This window comes from uncultured Sphingomonas sp. (assembly GCF_964237155.1).
GTDB lineage: Bacteria > Pseudomonadota > Alphaproteobacteria > Sphingomonadales > Sphingomonadaceae > Sphingomonas.
In genome coordinates this window covers 1-21,153 of the sequence record NZ_CAXSHH010000045.1, presented here as the reverse complement: position 1 = coordinate 21,153, position 21,153 = coordinate 1, and the positions used below count along the sequence as shown (strand labels likewise).

The window sequence follows — 21,153 nt, the reverse complement described above, 5'->3', positions numbered from 1 at the left end:
GTGAATCAGCGAACGGCGCTCAGCTCAACCCGCTGATTGGGTTTGAGCCCTAAGATCGATAGCGCCGCCATTATGTTGCGGCATTCCACAGGTTTTCTATGCGGGCAACAATGTTCGGTACCCAGATTCGGAATGAACGCCATAAAAGGCCAAGATTGGGGCGGCTTGCTGCTATGCTGCGCAGTATCAAAACTGAATGAGACTGTTGAAAAAGTCGGTCCTTCTACGGCATGCGTCACAATCTTGCTTCTTACGCAAAAATCAGCGCACGAATATCTCTCTACGAGTAGCCGTTGCCTTCAAAGCTTACGAGAAGGCGCAATTATCTGTCGCAGCCCGAGTTTTTCAATAGTCTCGACCGGTTTCGACACTCACGCGGTGCCAGAGTCGTCAGTCCGTCTTCAGGGCGGCGAGCTCGTTTCCGCTCGGATCGCGGAAGTGGAAGCGTCGACCACCCGGAAAGGCGAATATCGGCTTGGTGATGACCCCTCCCGCCTTGCTCACCGCTTCCAGGGACGCCTCCAGATCGTCGACGGCGATGACCACCAGGGGTGCGGAGGTGGTCTCGCTAGCATCCGCTTGCAAGCCGAGGTCCACGTCACCCGTCAACGTGCAGGAATAGCTTGGGCCGAAGTCGGTAAAGGCGAGGCCGAACGCATCGGTATAGAACGAGCGGGCTGAAGCGAGGTCGGATGCGGGTAACTCAACGAAGCAGATACGAGACATCATTTGCTCTCCAAAGGTTTCTTGCGCGGCTTCTTGGTCGTCGGCTTCAGGCCCGCTGCACTGCGCGCCATCCACGATCGAAGGCTGTCGGGATCGGATACCATCGCGTCCGGCAGCAGGAGATAGCTCTTGCTCAACGGATCGTCCGGTTCATACCGCAGCGTCTTCACGCCGGGCACCTCGCTCAACGCCGCGTGATCCGCGCCAGTCATCTTGAGCGCGAGCCCCACATTCGAGAGGGAAGCGAACACCTGCCCGGCGGCATAGCCCATGATCCCGCCGAACATCGGGCGGAATCCAAGTTCAAGGTCGGGCGGGCTCGCCGCCTCCATGACGGCCTGCAACTCCTTCGGATCATGCTCCACTCCGCGCGCCTCACCGTTGTTCAGTCAATCCTATGCTTGAACGCGGGCTCCTGCCAACGTGGTGTCGGCACGGCGGCCGACCTCGCCACGACGCTCGAAGTCTCGATCCATACCCTGCGCCCGCTATCAATCAGTTCTTTCGGCCCGGTCTGGCTGCTGGCGGCTTGGTGCGAGCGAGCGGGTGACTTCCGGTATTTCCAGCTCGATCGGGTCGGTTTCACAATGCCGATCAACGCAACTTTTCACGATGAGAATGGGCAATGACTTCCTGATCTTAAGCGAATCAAGGCTGAGGAAGCGCCCCTAGCGGAGTTCGATGACGGTATCCTAGCCGGACGAATGTGACACCGCCAACACCTATTCGGGACCGCGACACGTCGGCGGGTCGACCATGCGGTACGTCGCCGTTCGTCACGGCGGCGGGCGGCCCGCGCGGTTCCGACCGGCCATCGCCCCAGCTAACGCTGCATCTGCTTCATCATCTCCATGGGCATCATGTTGTGGTTCAGGTGCGACATGATCCAGATCGACCCCACCAGCACCAGCCCGACGATCAGCACGCCGAACGCCAGCGCCAGCACGTTGTTGGCGTTGTCCGGCCCCGTCGTGATGTGGAGGAAGAACACAAGATGCACCCCCATCTGCCCGATCGCCAACGCGATCAGGAAGACGGGGACGCCGGGGACGTAGATGACGCTCGTCTGCACCGCCCAAAAGGAGGCGAGCGTGAGCCCGGCGGCGGCGATCAGCCCAACCACGTAGCCGCGGATGCCGCCCGCGACGTCGAACCCGTCGGCCAGGCTTTCGTCGCCGGGCGCGTTGTCGGCGTCGCTGTGCTTGGCCATGTCGCGCTCGCTCCCCATTTTTGCCTTGGTCTCGGCTCTTGCCTCGGTCACTGGATCACTCCGAACAGATAGACGACGGTGAACACGGCCACCCAGATGATGTCGAGCGCGTGCCAGAACAGCGCCCAGCACATGATCCGTCGCTCCACGTCCTCCCTGAACCCCTTGGCCAGGACCTGCGCCATCATGGTCAGGAGCCAGAGCAGCCCGGCGAGCACGTGGACGCCGTGAAGCCCGACCAGCGCGAAGAAGCCCGACAGGAACGCGCTGCGGTCGGGGCCGGCATTCTCGCCGATCAGGTGATTGAACTCCCACAGCTCCATGCCGAGGAAGCTCGCTCCCAGCACGCCGGTCGCGGCTATCGTCAGCTGGAACCAGAGCACGTCGCGCTTGGCCACCGCGATCGTCGCCATGCCGCAGGTGAAGGACGATACGAGGAGGATGAAGGTCTCGCGCAGCACGAACGGCAGGTCGAACAGCTCGCGCCCATGCGGCCCCCCCGCGAGTTCGCCCACCAACACCGCGTACGCCGCGAAGAAGGCGGCGAACATGATGAAGTCCGACAGCAGGAAGATCCAGAAGCCGTAGCCGGTGATGATCCGCTTGGGCGCGGGGCCGCGCTCGCCGATCGGGCGCTCGTCGCCGTGACCCAGCCGGTGCGGATCGCCCCGTGCCGCGCGCTCGCCGCCGTGCGCCGCGGTTTGGGCCGTCGCCGCCGCGCTCACGCCGTCACCCCGTTGGATACGCCCAGCAGCTTGGCCTTGGCCGCGCGGCGCTCGTCGTCCAACCGCTCGACCTCGTCGGCGGGCACCTCGAACTCGTGATGGTCGCGCCAGGCGAAGATCGTGAAGGTCGCCCAGGCGCCCAGCACGCCCACGATCACCAGCCACCAGATGTGCCACACCGCCGCGAAGCCGAGCAGCGTGGTGAAGAAGGCGGTGATGAAGCCCGTCGGCGAATTGCGCGGCATTTCGATCGGCTCGTACCGCTTGGGCCGCGCGCTCAGGCGCTTCTCCTCGATCGCCTTGCCCTTCAAGGACCAATAGGCCTCCTCGTCCGACACGTCGGGCAAGACCGCGAAATTATACAGCGGCGGGGGCGAGGTGGTCATCCATTCGAGCGTGCGGCCGTCCCACGGATCGCCCGTCTCGTCGCGGCGCTGGTCGCGCGTCTTGATCGATACGTAAAGCTGGATGATCTGGAACAGGATGCCGAGCGCGATGATCGCGGAACCCGCCGAGGCGATGAGGAGCCAGGGCGTCCACGCCTCCACGTAATGCGCGCTCATCCGCCGCTGCATTCCCATCAGACCGAGCACGTACAGCGGCATGAAGGCGACGTAGAAGCCGACGATCCAGCACCAAAAGGCGCGCTTGCCCCACACCTCGTCCAGGGTGAAGCCGAACGCCTTGGGGAACCAATAGGTATAGCCCGCGAACAGCCCAAACAGCACCGCCGGGATGACGATGTTGTGAAAGTGGGCGACTAGGAACAACGAGTTGTGGAGCACGAAATCGACCGGCGGGATGGCGAGCAGCACCCCCGACGCGCCGCCGATGACGAAGGTGACGATGAACCCGATCGCATAGAGCATGGGTACGGTGAAGCGGATGCGCCCGCGGAACATCGTGAACAGCCAGTTGAAGACCTTCACCCCCGTCGGCACGGCGATGATCATCGTCGTGACCCCGAAGAAGCCGTTGACGTCCGCTCCCGCCCCCATCGTGAAGAAATGGTGGAGCCATACGGTGAAGCTCAGCACGCAGATCACCATGGTCGCGATGATCATCGACCGGTAACCGAACAGCGGCTTGGACGAGAATGTCGACACCACTTCCGAGAACACGCCGAACACCGGCAGCACCAGGATGTAGACCTCCGGATGTCCCCAGGCCCAGACCAGGTTGACGAACATCATGGCGTTCCCGCCGCCGTCGTTGGTGAAGAAATGGAATCCCAGATACCGGTCCAGGAGCAGCATCCCCATCGTCGCCGTCAGGATCGGGAACGCCGCGACGATCAGCAGGTTCGCCGCCAGCGACGTCCAGCAGAACATCGGCATCCGAGCCAGCCCCATGCCGGGGCACCGCATCTTGAGGATGGTGGTGACGAGGTTCACCCCCGACAGCAACGTCCCGACGCCGGCTATCTGGAGCGCCCACAGGTAGTAGTCGACACCCACCCCGGGCGAGAAGCGCAGTTCCGACAGGGGCGGATAGACGACCCACCCCGTCTTCGCGAACTCGCCCACGACCAGCGATATGTTGACGAGCAGCGCGCCGCTCGCGGTCAGCCAGAAACTGACGTTGTTGAGCGTGGGGAACGCCACGTCGCGCACGCCCAGCTGAAGCGGCAACGCGAAGTTCATGAGGCCCGTCAGGAACGGCATCGCCACGAAGAAGATCATGATCACGCCATGCGCCGTGAAGACCTGGTCGTAATGCTCGGGCGGCAGGTAGCCGCCGTTATTGTACATCAGGTCCTGATGCGTCCGCATCAGGATCGCGTCGGAGAAGCCGCGCAGCAGCATCACCATCGCGAAGATGCAGTACATGATGCCGATGCGCTTATGGTCGACCGAGGTGATCCACTCGCGCCACAGATACGGGAACCAGCCCTGGCGCCAGACATAGACCAGCGTCGCGACCACGATCCCGCCGACCGCCGCGCCCGCGATCAGCGGGATCGGCTCCTCCCAAGGGATGGAGTTCAGACCGAGCAGGCCGGTGGCCGGGTTCCACTCGTTGGGGGCCTTGCTCACTCGGTATCCTCCCGGCCGCCGCTTGATCTCTCGCTCGCCTTGACGCCCGACTGGCGGAGCGCGGCGTCGTACAGCCCGGGCGCCACCGCGCGAAAGGTGTAGGCCCTGGACGTGCTCTGCTGCTTGATCATCCGCAGATAGGTGGGCGCGTCGAGCATCGGCCCCGCCGCCCGCGTCCGCGCCGCCCACGCCGCGAATTGGGCGGGCGACACCGCGTCGGCGTAGAACATCATCTGCGAGAACCCTTCACCGCTGTAATGCGCCGACAAGCCGCGATAGCGCCCGGGCTCGTCCGCCTGGAGGTTCAACTTTCCGTCCATGCCGGCCATCGCGTACATCTGACTTCCCAACCGGGGCACGATCAGGCTGTTCATGACGGTTGCCGATGTGATGCGGAACGCCACGGGCGTCCCCGCCGGGATGACGAGGTGGTTGACGCTCGCCACCCCCTGTTCGGGATAGATGAACAGCCATTTCCAATCGAGCGAGATGACCTGCACCGGGATCGCGCGGACATTCGACCGGAGCGGCCGCGACGGGTCGAGCTCATGGCTGCCGATCCACGCGATCCCGCCCAGGAAGATGATGACCAGCGCCGGGATCGACCAGACGAGCAGCTCGAGCCGCCCGGAATACGACCATTCGGGCGTGTACCTGCCGCGCGGGGCCTTGGCGCTGTAGCGCCAGGCGAAATACAGCGTCAGCACGATGATCGGCACGATGATCGCCGCCATGATGACGACCGCGTTGAAGAACATCGCCCGTTCGCCCTCGGCGACCGGTCCCTTGGGATCGAGCAGTCCCATCTCGCCGCAGCCCACCAGCAGGAAGGGCACGCTCGCGGCGACCATCCACTTACCGACAAACGATCGGACCAGTCCGGGCATTCGGCACCTCCTCGCGGCGCGAACCCCATACGAGCACGTCGGCGGCGATCAAAGCCCCTCCCGCCCGATATTGAACGAAGCATATAAAATATTGCCGGCATTATCTTAAATGGACGATCCATGTTGACCGCAAAGAAAAGACAACTAATTGAGCACGGTATCTGCCACTAGGAGTATTTCATGCCCGAAGACGCCGTCGACACCAGCGCGCTCGAACTCGCAACCGAATTGACGATAGCCTGGCTCGGCAATCCCAATACCCGCATCTCGTCGGACGAGGTACCCTCGTTCCTGCGACGGATGCACGAAACGGTGTCCGAACTCACCACCGGTCCCGCCGAAGCGCCCGAGCCCGAGCCGAAAACCGAATACACGCCCGCCGTGACGGCCCGCAAGTCGCTCGCGTCTCGCGACCACATCATCTCGATGATCGACGGCAAGTCCTACAAGACCCTGCGCCGCCATCTCGCGACCAACGGCCTGACGCCCGACCAGTATCGGGAGCGGTTCGGCCTCAAGCCCGACTATCCGATGGTCGCCGAAGCCTATTCGGAATCGCGCCGCGCCATGGCGAAGCAGATCGGTCTCGGCCGCAAGTCGACGCGCACCCCCACCGAGGAGCCGGCGACCGAGCCGACGTCCGCCCCTGCCCCGCGCGGCCGGCGCAAGGCGTCCGCCACCGCCGAGTGACGAAGCCGAGGCGTCGCCCGTCCGGGCGACGCCTCAGCTCCCGAACCCGCCCTTGCGGTACAGCAGCGTGATCGCGACGCGGCGGTTGCGCGCATCGCCGGGCGTCTCGCGGATGATCGGCTCGCGGTCGGCCACGCCCTCGATCCGCTCGAACCGCGCCTCCGGGATGCCGCCCAGCGCCAGCCGGCGGCGCGTCGCCTCCGCCCGGCCCGACGACAGGGTCCAGTTGTTCATCTGGCGCGGGTCGCCGAACGGCACGCTGTCGGTGTGGCCGCGGATCATCACGGGATTGCCCGTGCCGCGGATCGCCGAGGCGATGGTGCCGATCAGCTCGGACGCCCGGCCCTCCAGCGCGGTCGTGCCGAGGTCGAACATCGAATAATCGGCGTCGTCGATCAGGTCGATCCGCATCCCCTGCTGCGTCATCACGAAGCGGATGTTCTTGGCGAGCTTCGCCATCGTCCCGCTCTCGCGCATCCGTCCCTCGACTTGTTCGCGCATCGCGTCGAAATTACGCCTGTCTTCCGCTTCCGCCTTGGGATTGCGCAGCGAGCCTTTGTCGCCGCTGCCCTGCTTGTCCCCGTCGCCGCCGTCGCTGACCGGCATCATCATCGCTTGCATGAACGACTGGCCCGCCTTGGGGCCCAGCGTATTCTGGCTGACCAGCGACTCGCCGCCCGCCGGCCCCGACCCGCCCATTCCCTCCGACTTGGACGTGACTAGCGTCGGCGCGAAATAGTCGGCGATCCCCTTGCGTGCTTTCTCATCAGTCGCGCCGAGCAGCCACATAAGCAGGAAAAACGCCATCATCGCCGTCACGAAATCGGCGTACGCCACCTTCCACGCGCCGCCGTGATGGCCGCCGTGACCCTCGATATAGACCTTCTTATAGATGATCTTGGGCGGCTGGTTCGAGCCGTGCGGCGCTCTTGCTGCCACCTCAGCGCCCCCGCAGCCCGTCGAACACCTCGGCGAAGCCCGGCTGGTTCTTGTGCTTGATGCCCGACCGCGCCGCCTCGATCACCAGCGGCTGGGGATGACCGTGGAGCGAGGCGATGATGATCTGCTTCACGACGCCGTAGATCGCGGCGTCGGCGTCGATCACCTGCTTCAACCGCGAGGCCAGCGGCGACACGATGCCGTAGGCGAGCAGCACGCCCAGGAAAGTCCCCACCAGCGCCGATCCGATCATCCCGCCGAGCACGGCGGGCGGCTGGTCGATCGACCCCATCGTCTTCACGACGCCGAGCACGGCGGCGACGATGCCGAGCGCGGGCAGCGCGTCGGCGAGGCTCGACAGCGTGGTGTGCGGGCTCTCCACCTCGTGGTGGTGGGTCTTGATCGCGTTGTCCATCACGTCCTCGACCGCATGGACGTCGAGCGTGCCCGATGACACGACCACCAGCCGGAGCGTATCGGCGATGAGGTTGACCAGCGTGTGATCGGCCTGCAGGCGTGGGTATTCCGCGAACACCGCCGACGATTTGGGATCCTCGACATGAGGCTCGAGCGCGATCGGCCCCTCGGTGCGCAGCATCTTCATGAGCTTGGACACCAGGAAGATGACGTCCAGGAAATCCTGCTTCTTCCAGCGCGGCCCCTTGAACACCTTGCCCAGGCCGCCGCCCATCGCCTTGAGCTCGGCGCCCGAATTGCCGATGATGAGCGCCCCCGCGGCTGCCCCGCCGATGATGAGCATCTCGTGCGGCAGCGCATGCAGCACGGGACCGAGCGCGCCGCCGGTGATCGCGAATCCGCCGAACACCATGGCGATGAGGACAACGAGGCCGATTGCCGGAAACATGGTGCGAAATTCCCCGTGGATTGGGGTACATCGTTAACGTCGATTGATGGCCAAGTTCTTACCAGGTACGGGTTTTTAGTGCGAACCCTCTCCCGCTTTCGCGGGAAAGAACTTTCGATCACCTCAGATAGCTGAACAGCGACAGGCTCGACAGCTTGGCGAAGCTTGCCTGCGTCGCCTGAAGCACCGTCATCGTCTTCTGCAGTTCGGTGATCGCCGCGGTCACGTCCACATCTTCCAGCGACGAGCGGAGCTCCTCGCGGTCGGCGTTGGTCTGGGTCAGCATCGCCTCGCTCAGATCGATCCGCGCGCCGCGCGCACCCACCGAGGAACGCACCAGCGCGACCTGATCGTTCGCGGCGGTCAGCGCATCGAGCGCTGACGACGACTCGCTGGTACCGGCCGTGCCCGCCTCGAGCCTGGCGGCGAGCGTCGACAGGACGGTGAAGATGTCGTCGCCCGTCGAGGCGAAGACACGCGCCGCGGTCTCGGTCGCCTGGATGGTCTGGCCGTCGGCGATCGGGATCGGCGACACGGTGGTCGATGCGAAGGAGAAGCTGCCGTCGGCGGCCCGTTGCACCGCCTTGACGCCGTCGGCGCTGCCGAACAGCGGCTGCCCCCGCAGGTCCCTAGTGTTGCCCAGATCGACGAGCTGGCTCACGATCGCGGACAGCTCGGTCCCGATGACGCGGCGGTTGTCGACCGACAGCGTGCCGTTGCTGGCGAGCGACGTCAGCTCGATCGCGCGCTGCAACTGCGTGGCGATATCCGACAAGGTCGAGTCCGCTTGGCTCAGAAGCGCCCCCGCGACCTTCATGTTGTCGCCATACACCTTCGCGTCGGCATCGCGCTGGCGGAACTCGGACAGCTGCTGCGACGCGACCGCGTCGTCGGACGGGGCCGCCAGCTTCTTGCCCGTCGCGATCTGCGCCTGGAGCACGCCCGCGCGCGCGTTCAATCCGCTCATCCGCCGGGACGAGTTGTCGTAGAATAGCGAGGTCGGGACTTGCATGGGCCTGTTACCTGATCTCGAGGATCGACTGGAACGTCTCGCGCGCGACCTGGATCACGCGGCTCGACGCCTGATAGGCCTGCTGGAAACGGAGCAGGTCGACCGCCTCGTTGTCCAGGTCGACGCCCGCCTTGCTCGCGCGCGCGGTCACCGCACCGTCGCGGATCGCGCCCTGCGCTTCCGCGATCGCCTGGCGCTGACGCAGCGTCGCGGCATTGTCGGTGACGAGCGCGATCGCGGAGCCCTCCGCCCCCGATGCGCCCCTGAGCGCCTCGAACCCGTCCAGGTTGCTGCCGTCGCGCGGGCCGCCGCCCCTGGCCGACGCGGCGACGCCCGCCGGATCGGTGATCGCGACGGTCAGATCGGTCGGCGACGTTCCGGCCGAGAACAGCGGCTTGCCCGCCGCGCCGTTCAGATCGTCGCCGTTCGCCTGCACCCGGTTGACGGCGGTCGCGAAGCGCGTCGCGACGGCGTTCAACTGCCCGCGCGTGTCGTTCAGCCGCGCCGCCGCGTCGGCGACGCCCGCCAGCGAGCCGCCCTGCGCGTTGAGCAAGCCACCCTCGCCCGCGAAGGACAGCGTCAGCGCGACCGCTCCCCCGGCGCGTGCGTAGGTGACCTGACCCGACCGCGCCGCGTCGACCAACACCGGGCCGTTCCGCCCGCCCAACCGCACCGTCGCGCGACCATCGGCGTCGAGCGTGGCGTTTAGGTCGATCAGCCCGCTCATCTGTTCGAGCACGCGGTCGCGCTGATCGGCCAGCTGCGCAGAGGCCGCGGTCTCCCGCTTCGTGCGTCCCAGCCCCAGATTGATCTTGGCGAGCGTCCCCGCGAGCTGCGTCAGGTCCTGCACCGACTGTTCGGCGTTCGCGTCGAGATCGGCCGCGACCTGGTCGAGCGCGCGGCCCGTCGCCCCGAACGCGACCGCGGTGCCCTCGGCGGCCCCCAGCATTCCTACCCGGAGCGCCGACGACGTCGGCTCCGCGCCGAGCGCCCGGCTCGACCCGAAGAAACCCGACAACCGCTCGGCCAGCTTGTCGCCGGTCAGCGCGCCCTCGATCCGTTCGAGCCACTTGACCCCGCCCGCGGTCCGCGACACGTCCGACGTCGACGATCGCACCGCCTCGTCGGCGTACACGTCGCCGGCGCGCGCGATACCCGCCGCGACGACGCCCATGCCGTTGGCGCGCGCGCCCGATGAAATCCCGCCGGTGACCTGCACCTCGCTCAAGCGCACTTGGCGACGCGAATAACCCTCGACGCCGGTATTGGCGATATTCTCCGACACGGTCGTCAGCGCGCTCTGATAGGCGCGGACGCCCGATGCGCCGATGGAGAGGAGGTCGCTCATTTCGCCGGTGTGGGCGGCGACTCGTTAAGATCGGGTTGCGACCGCCTCAGGAACTCCGTCATTGCGCGGCCGATGCCAATCGGCGCATGCGTCGCCATGCTCTCGGCGACGCGCTGGTCCTGCATGTCGCGGAAGGTGTCGAGCGCCTTCGATTCGAACAGCGTGTCGGCGAGCGAGGCCTTGCGCATCGCGCCCAGCATCATGCCGGTGAATACGGACTCGAACTTGTCCCCCGCTTTCTTCAGGTTGTCGGCGGAGGCGAGCCGGGTGGTGTCCGTCGAGACGCCCGCGACGCTCGGACCGGTGACCTCGCTCATAGCACGATCAACTCCGCCTTCAGCGCGCCCGCCTGCTTCAACGCTTCCAAGATCGCGACCAGGTCGGCCGGGCTCGCGCCGATCGCGTTCACCGCCTTCACCACATCGGCCAGCTTGGGACCGGGGTTCAGCAGGAACATCGGCTTGTTTTCCTCGACGACCTGGACGTTCGATCGTTCCTCGACCGCGGTCTCGCCGTTCGACAGCGCCTCGGGCTGGACGACCCGCTGCGCCTCGTCGATGCGGACCGTCAGCTTGCCGTGGCTGACCGCCGCCGGCCCGACGCGCACCGCCGAGTTGATCACCACCGTCCCCGTGCGCGCGTTGACGATCACCTTGGCCGAGGGTTCGGCCGCGACCACGTCGAGATTCTCGATCCGCGCCATCAGCGTCGACCGGCTCTCCGCCCCGCCGACCGCGCGCACCCTTACCGACACCGCGTCGATCGCCTGCGCCGCGCCCGCGCCGATCGCCCGGTTGATCGCGCCCGCGACGTTCTGCGCCGTCGTGAAGTCGGCGCGCTGGAGGTTGAAGGTCAGCCCCGCCGACTGGTCGAACCCGGTCGCCACCGCGCGCTCGACGGTCGCGCCTTCGGGGATGCGGCCGCTCGACGGTATGTTGACGACGATCTTCGACCCGTCCGCGCCCTCCGCGCCTAGCCCGCCGACCGCCAGGTTCCCCTGCGCCATCGCATAGATCTGGTTGTCCGCGCCCAGCAGCGGCGTCAGGATAAGGCTGCCGCCGCGCAGGGACTTGGCCTTGCCCATCGACGCGACCGTGATGTCCAACCGCTGCCCCGGCTTGGCGAAGGGCGGCAGCTCGGCGGTGATCAACACGACCGCCGCGTTCTTCATCCCCGGATTGACGCCCGGCGGCAGCTGCAACCCGAAACGCGACGCGACGGCTTTGAGCGACTGCACCGTATATTCGAGATTGTCGTCCCCCGTTCCCGGCAATCCGACCACGACGCCGTAGCCGGTGAGCTGGTTCGACCGAATGCCCTGGAACGCCCCCAGATCCTTGATCCGGTCGGCATGTGCGGGCGCGGCGATCGCGAGGGTCGCGAGCAGCGTGAGGAGAAAGCGGAACATGGCGGTCCTCAAAACGGGCTGACGACTTGGAAGAAGCGGCTGAGCCAGCCCTGGCGGCCCGCGCGCGCCACGTCGCCCTTGCCGGTATAGCTGATCCGCGCGTCGGCGACGCGGTTGGAGGCGACGCGGTTGTTCACGTCCACATCCGCCATCCGGACCACGCCCTTGATCCTGACGAACTCATCGCCGCGATTGAGCGTCACGCGCTTCTCGCCCCGGACCAGCATGGTGCCGTTTGGATGGACCTCCGCAACTACAACCGACACTTCGCCCGACAGCGAGTTCGCCTGGTTGGTCTCCCCCGCCCCCGTGAAGTTGCGGTTGCCGCCCGCGCGGATGTCGGTCGGCTCGAACAGCGACAGCGGCCCGGTGGTCGGCGGCCGGATGCCGAAGCCGCCATCCGAATCGAGCTTGGACCCCGCCGACTTGGTCGCCGCCGTCCGTTCTACCAGCACGATCGTCAGCGGATCGCCGACCCGGCGCGCGCGCCAGCCCTCATGCAGCGCGCCGTAGCCGTCGGCCGCCTGAAAGATCGATCCGCTCGCCGCGATCGTCGCCGGCTGGGCCGCGCGCGCGGCGCTCCAATCCTCCGGCGGGGCCTTGCGCCCGAAGACCTGCGCCTCCGCCCCGTCCGGCGCGAACGCGAACACCATCAGCGCCCCCGCCACGCTCGCGAGCGCGAGCTCGATCAACCGGCCGAGCGTGGTCGGCGTGCTTGTCCCGCCCGCCGTCACAGGTTCTGGTTCACGTATTTAAGCATGTCGTCGGTCGCCGAGATCATCTTGGAATTGACCTCGTAGGCGCGCTGGGTCTCGATCATGTCGACCAGCTCCTCGACGACGTTGACGTTCGACGATTCCAACATCCCCTGGCGGACGCGCCCGCGCCCCTCCAGCCCGGCCACGCCCAGGTTCGCCGCGCCGCTCGCCGCCGTCTCGGTCAGGAAGTTGTCGCCCGTCGGCTGCAACCCCGCCCCGTTCGCGAAGTTCGCGACCTGGATCTGCCCCAGTTCCGACGGCTCGGTCTGCCCGGCGACCGTCGCCGACACGGTGCCGTCGGTGCCGATCGTGATCGCCGTCGCGCCCTCGGGCACGGTGATCCCCGGCTGCAGCTGATACCCCTCGCTCGTGACCAGCAGGCCCTCGGGCGACCGCGAGAAGTTGCCCGCCCGCGTATAGCCGAGCTGGCCGCCAGGCAGCTGCACCTGGAAGTACCCGTCGCCGTCGAGCGCCAAATCGAGCGAGTTTCCCGTCGTCTGCATCGACCCCTGCGTATCGATCCGCGCGGTCCCCTGCACCCGGACGCCCGTGCCCAGGTTCAGGCCCGTGGCGTAGCGCGTCTCGCTCGTCGACGCCGCGCCGGGCGAGGTCACGACCTGATAGGCGAGCGTCTCGAACGCCGCCCGATCGCGCTTGAAGCCCGTGGTGTTCACGTTGGCGAGGTTGTTCGAGATCACCCGCATCCGGGTGTCCTGCGCGTCGAGCCCGGTCCGGGCGATATGCATGGCGGCGGAGGTCATATTCTAAATCCCTAGCTCGGCAGGCGCATCAGACTTGCGCCGCCCTCGTCCATGGTGCGGGCTTCCTTCAACAGGTTGGCCTGCACCTCGTAACTGCGCTGGTTCTCGATCATGTCGACCAGCGCCTGCGTCATGTTGACGTTCGATCCCTCCAGCGCGCCCGTCTGGACGGTGGCGTCCAGATCGTCGGGCAACGCCCCCCCGCCCCGCACGCGGAGCAGGTTGTCGAGCCCCTTGACCGTGTCCGACCCCTTCGTGCTCGCCAGCTTCAGCCGGTCGACCGCCTGCGGCGCGTTCGGGTCGCCGCCCTGCGGCACGATCGAGATCGTCCCGTCGGCGGCGATCATGATCTTGTCGGCCGGGGGCAGCGTGATCGGCCCGCCCCCGCCCATCACCGGAAAGCCGTCGCCCGTCTGGAGCACGCCCGACGCCGCGACGCTCAGGTCGCCGCGCCTGGTGTACGCCTCCGATCCGTCGCCCGCCTGCACCGCGAGCCACGCGTCGCCCGTCATCGCCACGTCGAGCGGCCGGTTCGTCTGCTGGATCGCGCCGGGCGAGCGGTCGGCGTCGGTCACCTCCTCCGACGTCGGCATCCGCGCCTCGAACGCCGATCCGCCGCCCTTCAGCTCGATCCGGTCGAACACGACGCGGTCGGCACGGAAGCCCGTGGTAGACACGTTCGCCATGTTGTTGGCGATCGATGCCTGCGCCGCCATGTGCGCGCGCAGCCCCGTCGCCGCGGTATAGACCAGCTTGTCCATCTATCGGCTCCGCCTGTTCCGCTTAGCCGCGGATGTTGAAGATGGTCTGCGAGATCTGCGACGCGGTATCGAGCGCCTTGGCGTTCGCCTGGAAGTTGCGCTGCGCCGCGATTAGCCCGACCAGCTCCTCGGTGATGTCGACGTTCGACCCCTCGATCGTCCCCGACATCAGCGCGCCCAGCCCGTCATTGCCCGCGCTCGACAGCAGCGCCTGGCCCGACACGCCCGACGAGGTCCAATAACTGCTGCCGTTCTGGCGCAGCCCCTCGGGCGTGGTGAAGGCCGCCATCGCGACCTTGCCCAGCGGCACGGTCGACCCGTCGTCGAAGGTCGCCGAGATCAGCCCCGACTTGTCGACCACCACGCTGGTGAACTCGCCCACCGTCGCGCCGTCCTGGCTGCGCGCCGCGACCGAAAAGGCGGCGGGGCTCTGCGTCGAGCCGGCATAGTTCAGCGACAGCGGTTGCGTCGTCGCCGACCCCTTGGGCGTGAACGGATCGAACGCGGTAGCGCCGGTGGGCGCGGTCAGCACGCCGCCCGCATCGAAGCGCATCTGCAGCGGCGCGGCCGATCCGCCGATCGTCAGCTGCTTGTCGCCCACGAAGCTGTGGACCGACCAGCTGCTCGTCCCGTCGGCGGGCACGGGCGCCGCGTTGCGGACGTAATAGTTGGTCAGCGTCATGGCGTTGCCGCCCGCGTCGTAGATCGTCGAGATGGTGGAGTTGTTGTAAGTCGCTGCATTGGCGCGGTTGAACGAAGTCGTTGGCACCGCCGCCGAATCGGACAGGTTCACGCCCAGCGTGACGTTGCTCGTCGCGATCGGCACGCCGTTCACTTCGGGAATACGAACCGCGGTCAGCCCGTCCGCGCCCGTCGCGGTGACGACGCCGTTCGCATCGACCGGATAGGCCTGCAGGAACGACCCCTGCGCATCGACAATGAACCGGCTGGTGTCGACGGAGAACGCGCCGTTGCGCGTGTAGGTCAGCGCGCCCGTCACCGACCCGGTCTTGACCGCGAAGAAGCCGTCGCCCGACACCGCGAGGTCGAGCGCCTTGGACGTCGAGGTCAGGTTGCCCTGGCTGAATTGCTGGCGGTTGGCCTTCACCACCACGCCCGACCCGATCATCTTGCGCGGATCGGTCGACAGGTTCGACGCGATCACGTCGGCGAAATCGGTGCGCGACTTCTTGAACCCGCTGGTCGCGACGTTGGCGAGGTTGTGCGAGATGGTCGACATCTCGGTCTGCGAGGCCTGAAGGCCGGAGAGCGACGTGTAGAAGGACATGGGGTTACTCCTGGTACAAAAAGGGTCAGCCGACCTTGCGGACGGCGGAGACGGGAATGGAGCCGAGCCCGGCCACGTCGAGGACGGGCGAACCTGCGTTCATGGAAACGGTGCGGACGGGCGCCCAGACGAGCGCGCGCGCGGCGACCGTGCCCTTCACGTCTGCGGCCTGCGCGGACACGGTGAACGGCCCCGGACCGGCATCCACGCCCGCCTCGGTCAGGCCGTTCCAGTCGAATGCCACCGTGCCGCCGGGCTGCTCGCTCAACGAAAGCGTCTTCAGCGTTTGGCCGTCGGCGCTCGAGATCGTGACGACGGCGCTCGTCGCCGCGCCGCCCAGCTCGACCGCGCCCTCGATGCCGCCGGTCGACCGGGCATAGGCGGTGGAACCCTCGGTCAGCACGCTGCGCCCGACATAGCCCAGCGCCTCCGCGCCCGCGCCGCCCAGCTTGTCGGCGATCGACTTCAGCGTGGTGCCCATCTCGCTGATCCCCGCCAGCGACGAGAATTGCGCCATCTGGGCGACCATCTGGGTGTTGTCGACGGGCTCGAACGGGTCCTGGTTCTTCAGCTGCGCGGTCAGGAGCTTCAGGAAGTCATTCTGCCCGAGCGTCTGGCTGCCCGCCGGTTTCACCACGGGCCCGGTCGTCGGCGTGCCGATGCCGAGTGCGCGGACGGTCGCGTCGAAGGAAGAGGCCATGCTCAGCGTCCCAGCTTGAGGGTGTCGATGATGAGCGACTTGGCGGTCTGCATCACCTCGACGTTGTTTTGGTAGGACCGCGCGGTCTCCATCATGTCGACCAGCTCGCGCGTCTCGTCGACCGCGGCGTCGAATACGTTGCCGTCCTTGTCGGCCAGCGGGTTGGACGGGTCGTACCGCTTGGTCGGGGCCTCGCCCGCCGTCGCGATCCGCTCGACATCGACCGTCGCCAGCCCGGACGCCCCGCCCGCCTTGTCGAAACTGGTGCGGAACACCGGCTTCATCGTGCGATAGGCGGTCGCCTCGCTGCCCGCGACGCCCCCGGCGTTCGCCAGGTTGGACGCGGTGGTGTTCATCCGCACGAGCTGCGCCGACATGGCGCGCCCCGCGACTTGGAATATCGAAAACGGGCGGTCCATCGTCATTCTCCCCGCAGCGCGCGCGTGAGCGTCGAAATGCGCCCGTTCAGGAACGCCAGCGTCGTTTGGTACTGGACCGCGTTCTCGGCGAAGGCGGTCTGCTCGGCCGATAGCTCGACGGTGTTGCCGTCCATCGAAGGCTGGGTGGGCACGCGGTAGCGGACCGCGTCCGCCATGTCGGCGCGGCCCTCCATGCTGGACAGGGCGACCTGGAAATCGATGTCGCGCGCCTTGAAGTTCGGCGTCGACGCGTTGGCGATGTTCGACGCCAGCACGCCCATGCGCTGCGAACGCACCCTCAGCGCCGCGCCGTGCACCCCGAACAATCCATCGCCCGCCCCACTGCCCGCCATCGCCGGCCTCCTTGTGCGCCTCATTGCGCGACGGGGTTCTCGCAAAGGCCGTGCCAAATGGGGTCGCGGGGTGAGGCGGACGGTATGGCAGGGTGCGACCGGCAAAGGCTTGCCGATAGAGCGGCAGCTTGCCGGACAGCCGCGTCTCCAACCCTCTCCCGCCTTCGCGGGAGAGGGACAGGCGCGGGAGCGCCAGGGTGAGGGCCGGACCTCGCCCGGGCAGGCCCGTCCCTCACCCTCGCCGCGCTACGCGCGTCTTTCCCTCTCCCGCGAAGGCGGGAGAGGGCTGCCGTTTGGCCCACCCCTTGCATCTCTCCCGCCGATGCCCGCGCTCGTCCACCTTCTCGATCCCACCGCGCTCGCCCTCGTTCTAGGCGGCACCGCGCTCGCGACCGCGCTCCGCACGCCCTTCGCCACCCTCCGCCGTGCGCTCGCCGCACTCGCCACCCTCGCGCGCAAGCCCTTCACCGCCGATCCGCTCCTCGACCGCATCGCCGCGCAGGCCCGCATCGCGCGGCGCAACGGCGTTCACGCGCTCGACCGGTCGGTGATCGCCGACCCGGACGTCGCCGCCGCCCTGACCGCGATCGTCGACGGCGCGGACGCCGACGCCGTGGCTCGGCTCGTCGCCGACCGCCGCCGGGCCCGCATCGAGCGCCATCTCGCCGCCGCCGACTGCTGGGCCGGGGCCGCCGAGGCGGCGCCCGCCATGGGAATGGTCGGCACCCTGATCGGCTTGGCGAGAACCTTCCAGCAGATGGACGACCCCGCCGCGATCGGCGGCGCGATGGCGGTCGCGCTCCTCGCCACGCTCTATGGCGCGCTGTTGGCCAATCTCATCGCCGGCCCGATCGCCGCGCGCCTGCGCGCCGCCGCGCGGATCGAGGCGTTCGAGCGCGCCCGCCTCGACGCGCCCCTCGCCGCCCTGGCCGCGCAGGAAGCGCCGACGCGCACCCTGGCGAGCGTGGCGTGACCGACTTCCCCGACACTCCCGCGCCGCGCCCGCTCTGGCTGATGACGCTGGCCGACCTCGCCCTCCTGCTGCTCGGCTTCACGATCCTGATCCAGGCCACTGCCCAACCCGAGCGCCACGCGCTGGCGAGAGGGCTGCGCGAGGCGTTCGGCGCGGAGGCCGCTTCGCCCATCCCGCTCGCCGCGAGCGCCATCCGCTTCGCGCCCGGCTCGGCCGTCCCGGACGACCCGCGCGCGCTCGTCGCCTGGGCCGCCGATGCCGCCCGCGACCCGCGCATTTCCCTGACCGTCACCGGCGCGACGGACGGTGCCCCGGCCGACGTGGACGCGGCGACGGGCAACGCCACGCTGCTGGCCGCCGACCGCGCCCGCGCGATCGCGGCGCTGCTCGCCCCCCTGGTCGGCCCCGCCCGCCTCCGCATCGCCACCGATCCCCTGCCGCGCGGCCGCACCGCGACCGCCACCCTCGCCTTCATCGGCGAGCGACCCTGATGGAGTTCCCGATGTTTCGCGCAGTCCCGCTGCTCCTGCTCGCCGCGCCCGCGCTGGCGACCTCATTCCAGAACACCGCCGCGCTCGACCGCGCGGTCGCGGGCTTCACGGCCCACGCGACGGGCGAGGAGGGCGGCGCGCGCATGCCCGTCGACCCGCGCCTGAAGCTCGCCGGCTGCCCGACGGTCGCCCTCTCCTGGCGCACCCCCGCGCAGGATGCCGTGGTGGTCGCCTGCTCCGGCCCCGACTGGCGCATCTTCGTCCCCGTCAAGCGGTCCGCGCCGGTCACCGGAGCCGCCGTCCCGGCCGTCGGACGGCCCGTCGCCGCCGCCCGGGCGCAGCCCGTCATCCGCCGCAACGATCCCGTCGTGATCGAGGCCGGTTCCCCCGGCTTCTCCATCTCCCGCGAAGGCATCGCGATGGCCGACGCCGTCCCCGGCGCGCGCTTCCTTGTCCGCGTCGCCGACGCCAAAGCCCCCGTCCAGGCGATCGCCGTCGAGCCCGGCCGCGCCACCTTGCCGGGCTGGCGGAATTAAGCTGCTAAACTTTGCCGCCGCCCTGCCGTTTCCTCCTCCGTCAGCGTCGAACCAGAGGAGGCGGACATGGTGGACTCGGTGGGCGCCAAGCCCTTCACTGTCGGGGAACGGAGCATTGGTCGGGTCGACCGCGCGCCCGCGCCCCGCGCGATCGACACCGCCAAGCCTCCCGTGACCCAGGCCCCCGCGCCGTCCTTGCGCGGCATCGCCCGCGAGCTGGCGAGCGCCCCGCCGGTGGACAGCGACCGCGTGTCGCGCATTCGCCAGGCGATCGCCAACGACACCTTCCCGATCCTGCCGGCGACGATCGCCGACCGGCTGCTGGCGTTCAAGATGAACTGGAACGGCAATGACCAGGCGTGACGCCCTCCTCCAAGTCATCGACGCGCTCCATGACGAGATCGCGGCGTTGAAGGACAACGACGTCCACGGGCTCGAGCGCGCCACCGCGACCAAGCTGTCGTGCATCGAGGCGATCGCCGCGGCCGGCACCGCCCCCGCCGGCCCCGACCTGCGCGAGCTCGCGGATGAGGCGAACCGCCTTAACGAGACCTGCCGCATCTACGTCAACCTGATGGCGGCAAATATCCGCCGCCGCCTGCAAACGCTGACCGGCGAGAGTGGGGCCGGCTACCGTCCGGTGCTGAACGCCTACGCGTGATTAGAACCCTCTCCCGCTTTCGCGGGAGAGGGACAGGCGCGGTACGCGCCAGGGTGAGGGCCGGACCTTTCCAGGATAGGCCCGCCCCTCACCCTCGCCGCGCTACGCGCGTCTAGCCCTCTCCCGCAAAAGCGGGAGAGGGCTCCAGGGTTGGCACATTCCTTGCTGATGATCCGCACAGCATGACCGTCAACGCCATCACCGCCACCCGCATCCAGTCCGCCATCGCGCTCGCGAGCAGCCGGACGGGCATCGACTTCGATTACCTGCTCGGCCAGGCCAAGCTCGAATCGGGCCTCGACGCCACCGCCCGCGCGGGCACCTCGTCCGCGACCGGCCTCTACCAGTTCATCGAGCAGTCCTGGCTCGCCGTCGTCAAGAAGCACGGCGCGGAGCACGGCATGGGCTGGGCCGCCGACAGCATCGGGCGCGGCGCGAACGGCCGCCTGAGCGTTGCCGACCCCGGCACCCGCCAGGCGATCTTGAACCTCCGCAACGACCCCGCCGCCGCCTCGCTCATGGCCGCCGAGCACGCCGGCGACAACAAGGCCGCGCTTGAAGGCCGGTTGGGCCGCGAGGCCACCGGCACCGACCTTTATATGGCGCATTTCCTGGGGCTGGGCGGCGCGTCCAAGTTCCTGTCCCGGATGCAGGCCGAGCCCGACGCGACCGGCGCGGCGCTGTTCCCGGCGGCCGCGCGCGCCAATCGCAACGTCTTCTACGACCGCGGCGGCGCGCCGCGCTCGCTCACCCGGATCTACGAACGCTTCGCCGCCAAGCTCGAGGGCGGCGCGGCCGGCGCGAGCGGTTCGACCTCCCCCGTCGGCTACGCGTCGCAGGCGCTGGAGCTGGAGCTGGACGGCGGCACCGTCATCACCGGCGCGGAAAGCGCGACCGACGCGCTCGCCTGGGCCAACACCACGCTCGGCCGCTTCGGCAAGCCGCAAGCCGGCACCGCGACCGCCGCCAGCCTGATGCGCCCGACCCCCGACACCGCCCGCCTGGCTTATATGATGCTCGCGAGCATGGGGGCCTGATCGGTGCTCGCCCGCTTCCTCCCCGGCGCGCGCGGCGCGGTCCTGCCGCTCGCGATCCTGCTCCTCGTCGTCATCATGGTCGTGCCGATCCCGGCCGCGCTCCTCGACGTGTTCTTCGTCACCAACATCGCGATCAGCCTCGCGGTGCTGATGGTCGCCTTGAACGCCCGCAAGCCGCTCGACTTCTCGGCGTTCCCGACCGTGCTTCTGTTCACCACGCTGTTCCGCCTCGGCCTCAACGTCGCCTCCACCCGCATCGTGCTCGTCCACGGCCACGAGGGCGAGGCTGCGGCGGGCCATGTGATCGAGGCGTTCGGCAACTTCCTGATCGGCGGCGATTACGTCGTCGGCATCTTCGTCTTCGCGATCCTGATGATCATCAACCTGATCGTCGTCACCAAGGGCGCGGGCCGCGTGTCGGAAGTCTCGGCTCGCTTCACCCTCGATGCGTTGCCCGGCAAGCAGATGGCGATCGACGCCGATCTCAACGCCGGGCTGATGACCCCCGACGAGGCCAAGGCGCGCCGCGTCGAGGTCACGACCGAGGCCGATTTCTACGGCTCGATGGA

The 21,153-nt window shown here is 68.1% G+C and carries 28 protein-coding genes; 9 read left to right on the top strand and 19 right to left on the bottom strand.

The genetic code is table 11. The features are described from left to right. Window positions 1-390: 390 nt before the first annotated feature. Window positions 391-726 (bottom strand): VOC family protein, encoded by a 336-nt coding sequence (locus ACFE71_RS10570; protein ID WP_375428755.1) that lies wholly within the window; start codon window positions 724-726, stop codon window positions 391-393. Continuing rightward, window positions 726-1,091 (bottom strand): TfoX/Sxy family protein, encoded by a 366-nt coding sequence (locus tag ACFE71_RS10565; protein WP_375428752.1) that lies wholly within the window; start codon window positions 1,089-1,091, stop codon window positions 726-728. Before ACFE71_RS10565 ends, ACFE71_RS10570 begins: the two co-directional genes overlap by 1 nt. A 36-nt stretch (window positions 1,092-1,127) precedes the next feature. Here ACFE71_RS10565 and ACFE71_RS10560 point away from each other — a divergent pair, with 36 nt between their 5' ends. Then, window positions 1,128-1,355, top strand: a complete 228-nt coding sequence (locus ACFE71_RS10560; protein WP_375428751.1) for a hypothetical protein — start codon at window positions 1,128-1,130, stop codon at window positions 1,353-1,355. 194 nt (window positions 1,356-1,549) lie between these two features. Here the strand turns inward: ACFE71_RS10560 and cyoD are convergent, their stop codons facing one another. From cyoD to cyoA, 4 genes are read right to left on the bottom strand one after another with little or no spacing between them, the layout of a single operon-like run. Next, window positions 1,550-1,987 carry a cytochrome o ubiquinol oxidase subunit IV gene (gene cyoD / locus ACFE71_RS10555; protein ID WP_375428750.1) on the bottom strand — a complete coding sequence of 146 codons (438 nt, stop codon included), beginning with the start codon at window positions 1,985-1,987 and terminating at the stop codon, window positions 1,550-1,552. After that, window positions 1,984-2,661: a cytochrome o ubiquinol oxidase subunit III gene (gene cyoC / locus ACFE71_RS10550; RefSeq protein ID WP_375428749.1), complete on the bottom strand. Its 678-nt coding sequence runs from the start codon at window positions 2,659-2,661 to the stop codon at window positions 1,984-1,986. Before cyoC ends, cyoD begins: the two co-directional genes overlap by 4 nt. Continuing rightward, window positions 2,658-4,697 carry a cytochrome o ubiquinol oxidase subunit I gene (gene cyoB / locus ACFE71_RS10545; protein WP_375428748.1) on the bottom strand — a complete coding sequence of 680 codons (2,040 nt, stop codon included), beginning with the start codon at window positions 4,695-4,697 and terminating at the stop codon, window positions 2,658-2,660. The genes cyoC and cyoB overlap by 4 nt, the downstream gene beginning before the upstream one ends. After that, on the bottom strand, window positions 4,694-5,584 hold the full coding sequence (gene cyoA, locus ACFE71_RS10540; protein ID WP_375428747.1) for a ubiquinol oxidase subunit II: 891 nt from the start codon (window positions 5,582-5,584) through the stop codon (window positions 4,694-4,696). The genes cyoB and cyoA overlap by 4 nt, the downstream gene beginning before the upstream one ends. Window positions 5,585-5,764: 180 nt before the next feature. On the opposite strand from cyoA, the gene ACFE71_RS10535 reads away from it, so the two are divergent. Next, complete coding sequence (locus ACFE71_RS10535; protein WP_375428746.1) at window positions 5,765-6,274, top strand: MucR family transcriptional regulator; 510 nt, start codon at window positions 5,765-5,767, stop codon at window positions 6,272-6,274. A 33-nt stretch (window positions 6,275-6,307) separates the two neighbouring features. Here the strand turns inward: ACFE71_RS10535 and ACFE71_RS10530 are convergent, their stop codons facing one another. The 13 genes from ACFE71_RS10530 to ACFE71_RS10470 form a co-directional block, all read right to left on the bottom strand. Beyond that, on the bottom strand, window positions 6,308-7,213 hold the full coding sequence (locus tag ACFE71_RS10530) for a flagellar motor protein MotB (protein ID WP_375428745.1): 906 nt from the start codon (window positions 7,211-7,213) through the stop codon (window positions 6,308-6,310). A 1-nt stretch (window position 7,214) separates the two neighbouring features. Further along, window positions 7,215-8,078 carry a flagellar motor stator protein MotA gene (gene motA, locus ACFE71_RS10525; RefSeq protein WP_375428744.1) on the bottom strand — a complete coding sequence of 288 codons (864 nt, stop codon included), beginning with the start codon at window positions 8,076-8,078 and terminating at the stop codon, window positions 7,215-7,217. A gap of 118 nt (window positions 8,079-8,196) precedes the next feature. Further along, window positions 8,197-9,090, bottom strand: coding sequence for a flagellin (locus ACFE71_RS10520; RefSeq protein ID WP_375428743.1), 894 nt, complete (start codon window positions 9,088-9,090; stop codon window positions 8,197-8,199). 7 nt (window positions 9,091-9,097) lie between these two features. After that, entirely contained in the window at window positions 9,098-10,438 is a 1,341-nt protein-coding gene (gene flgK / locus ACFE71_RS10515) for a flagellar hook-associated protein FlgK (protein WP_375428742.1), read from the bottom strand. Continuing rightward, a complete protein-coding gene (locus ACFE71_RS10510; RefSeq protein ID WP_375428741.1) occupies window positions 10,435-10,755 on the bottom strand; it encodes a rod-binding protein in 321 nt (106 codons plus the stop codon). Before ACFE71_RS10510 ends, flgK begins: the two co-directional genes overlap by 4 nt. Beyond that, window positions 10,752-11,846, bottom strand: a complete 1,095-nt coding sequence (locus ACFE71_RS10505; protein ID WP_375428740.1) for a flagellar basal body P-ring protein FlgI — start codon at window positions 11,844-11,846, stop codon at window positions 10,752-10,754. Before ACFE71_RS10505 ends, ACFE71_RS10510 begins: the two co-directional genes overlap by 4 nt. 8 nt (window positions 11,847-11,854) lie before the next feature. Then, window positions 11,855-12,499, bottom strand: coding sequence for a flagellar basal body L-ring protein FlgH (locus ACFE71_RS10500; protein WP_375428754.1), 645 nt, complete (start codon window positions 12,497-12,499; stop codon window positions 11,855-11,857). Between the two features lie 77 nt (window positions 12,500-12,576). Next, window positions 12,577-13,365: a flagellar basal-body rod protein FlgG gene (gene flgG / locus ACFE71_RS10495; RefSeq protein WP_375428739.1), complete on the bottom strand. Its 789-nt coding sequence runs from the start codon at window positions 13,363-13,365 to the stop codon at window positions 12,577-12,579. Window positions 13,366-13,376: 11 nt separating this feature from the next. Then, window positions 13,377-14,126, bottom strand: a complete 750-nt coding sequence (gene flgF / locus ACFE71_RS10490; RefSeq protein ID WP_375428738.1) for a flagellar basal-body rod protein FlgF — start codon at window positions 14,124-14,126, stop codon at window positions 13,377-13,379. 22 nt (window positions 14,127-14,148) lie between these two features. Continuing rightward, a complete protein-coding gene (locus ACFE71_RS10485; protein ID WP_375428737.1) occupies window positions 14,149-15,414 on the bottom strand; it encodes a flagellar hook protein FlgE in 1,266 nt (421 codons plus the stop codon). A gap of 25 nt (window positions 15,415-15,439) precedes the next feature. Continuing rightward, window positions 15,440-16,114 (bottom strand): flagellar hook assembly protein FlgD, encoded by a 675-nt coding sequence (locus ACFE71_RS10480; RefSeq protein WP_375428736.1) that lies wholly within the window; start codon window positions 16,112-16,114, stop codon window positions 15,440-15,442. Window positions 16,115-16,116: 2 nt separating this feature from the next. Continuing rightward, on the bottom strand, window positions 16,117-16,533 hold the full coding sequence (gene flgC / locus ACFE71_RS10475; protein WP_375428735.1) for a flagellar basal body rod protein FlgC: 417 nt from the start codon (window positions 16,531-16,533) through the stop codon (window positions 16,117-16,119). 2 nt (window positions 16,534-16,535) lie between these two features. Beyond that, window positions 16,536-16,886: a flagellar basal body rod protein FlgB gene (locus ACFE71_RS10470; RefSeq protein ID WP_375428734.1), complete on the bottom strand. Its 351-nt coding sequence runs from the start codon at window positions 16,884-16,886 to the stop codon at window positions 16,536-16,538. A 322-nt stretch (window positions 16,887-17,208) separates the two neighbouring features. On the opposite strand from ACFE71_RS10470, the gene ACFE71_RS10465 reads away from it, so the two are divergent. From ACFE71_RS10465 to ACFE71_RS10435, 7 genes are all read left to right on the top strand, one after another. Beyond that, window positions 17,209-17,859, top strand: a complete 651-nt coding sequence (locus tag ACFE71_RS10465; protein ID WP_375428733.1) for a MotA/TolQ/ExbB proton channel family protein — start codon at window positions 17,209-17,211, stop codon at window positions 17,857-17,859. Continuing rightward, window positions 17,856-18,350, top strand: a complete 495-nt coding sequence (locus tag ACFE71_RS10460) for a hypothetical protein (protein ID WP_375428732.1) — start codon at window positions 17,856-17,858, stop codon at window positions 18,348-18,350. Before ACFE71_RS10465 ends, ACFE71_RS10460 begins: the two co-directional genes overlap by 4 nt. A gap of 11 nt (window positions 18,351-18,361) precedes the next feature. After that, a complete protein-coding gene (locus ACFE71_RS10455) occupies window positions 18,362-18,886 on the top strand; it encodes a flagella basal body P-ring formation protein FlgA (protein WP_375428731.1) in 525 nt (174 codons plus the stop codon). Between the two features lie 66 nt (window positions 18,887-18,952). After that, entirely contained in the window at window positions 18,953-19,249 is a 297-nt protein-coding gene (locus ACFE71_RS10450) for a flagellar biosynthesis anti-sigma factor FlgM (protein ID WP_375428730.1), read from the top strand. Beyond that, window positions 19,236-19,547, top strand: a complete 312-nt coding sequence (locus ACFE71_RS10445) for a flagellar protein FlgN (RefSeq protein ID WP_375428729.1) — start codon at window positions 19,236-19,238, stop codon at window positions 19,545-19,547. The genes ACFE71_RS10450 and ACFE71_RS10445 overlap by 14 nt, the downstream gene beginning before the upstream one ends. A 182-nt stretch (window positions 19,548-19,729) precedes the next feature. Beyond that, on the top strand, window positions 19,730-20,584 hold the full coding sequence (locus tag ACFE71_RS10440; protein WP_375428728.1) for a lytic transglycosylase domain-containing protein: 855 nt from the start codon (window positions 19,730-19,732) through the stop codon (window positions 20,582-20,584). Window positions 20,585-20,659: 75 nt separating this feature from the next. Beyond that, window positions 20,660-21,153: FHIPEP family type III secretion protein (locus ACFE71_RS10435; protein ID WP_375428753.1), on the top strand; the 494-nt coding region annotated here is incomplete at its 3' end.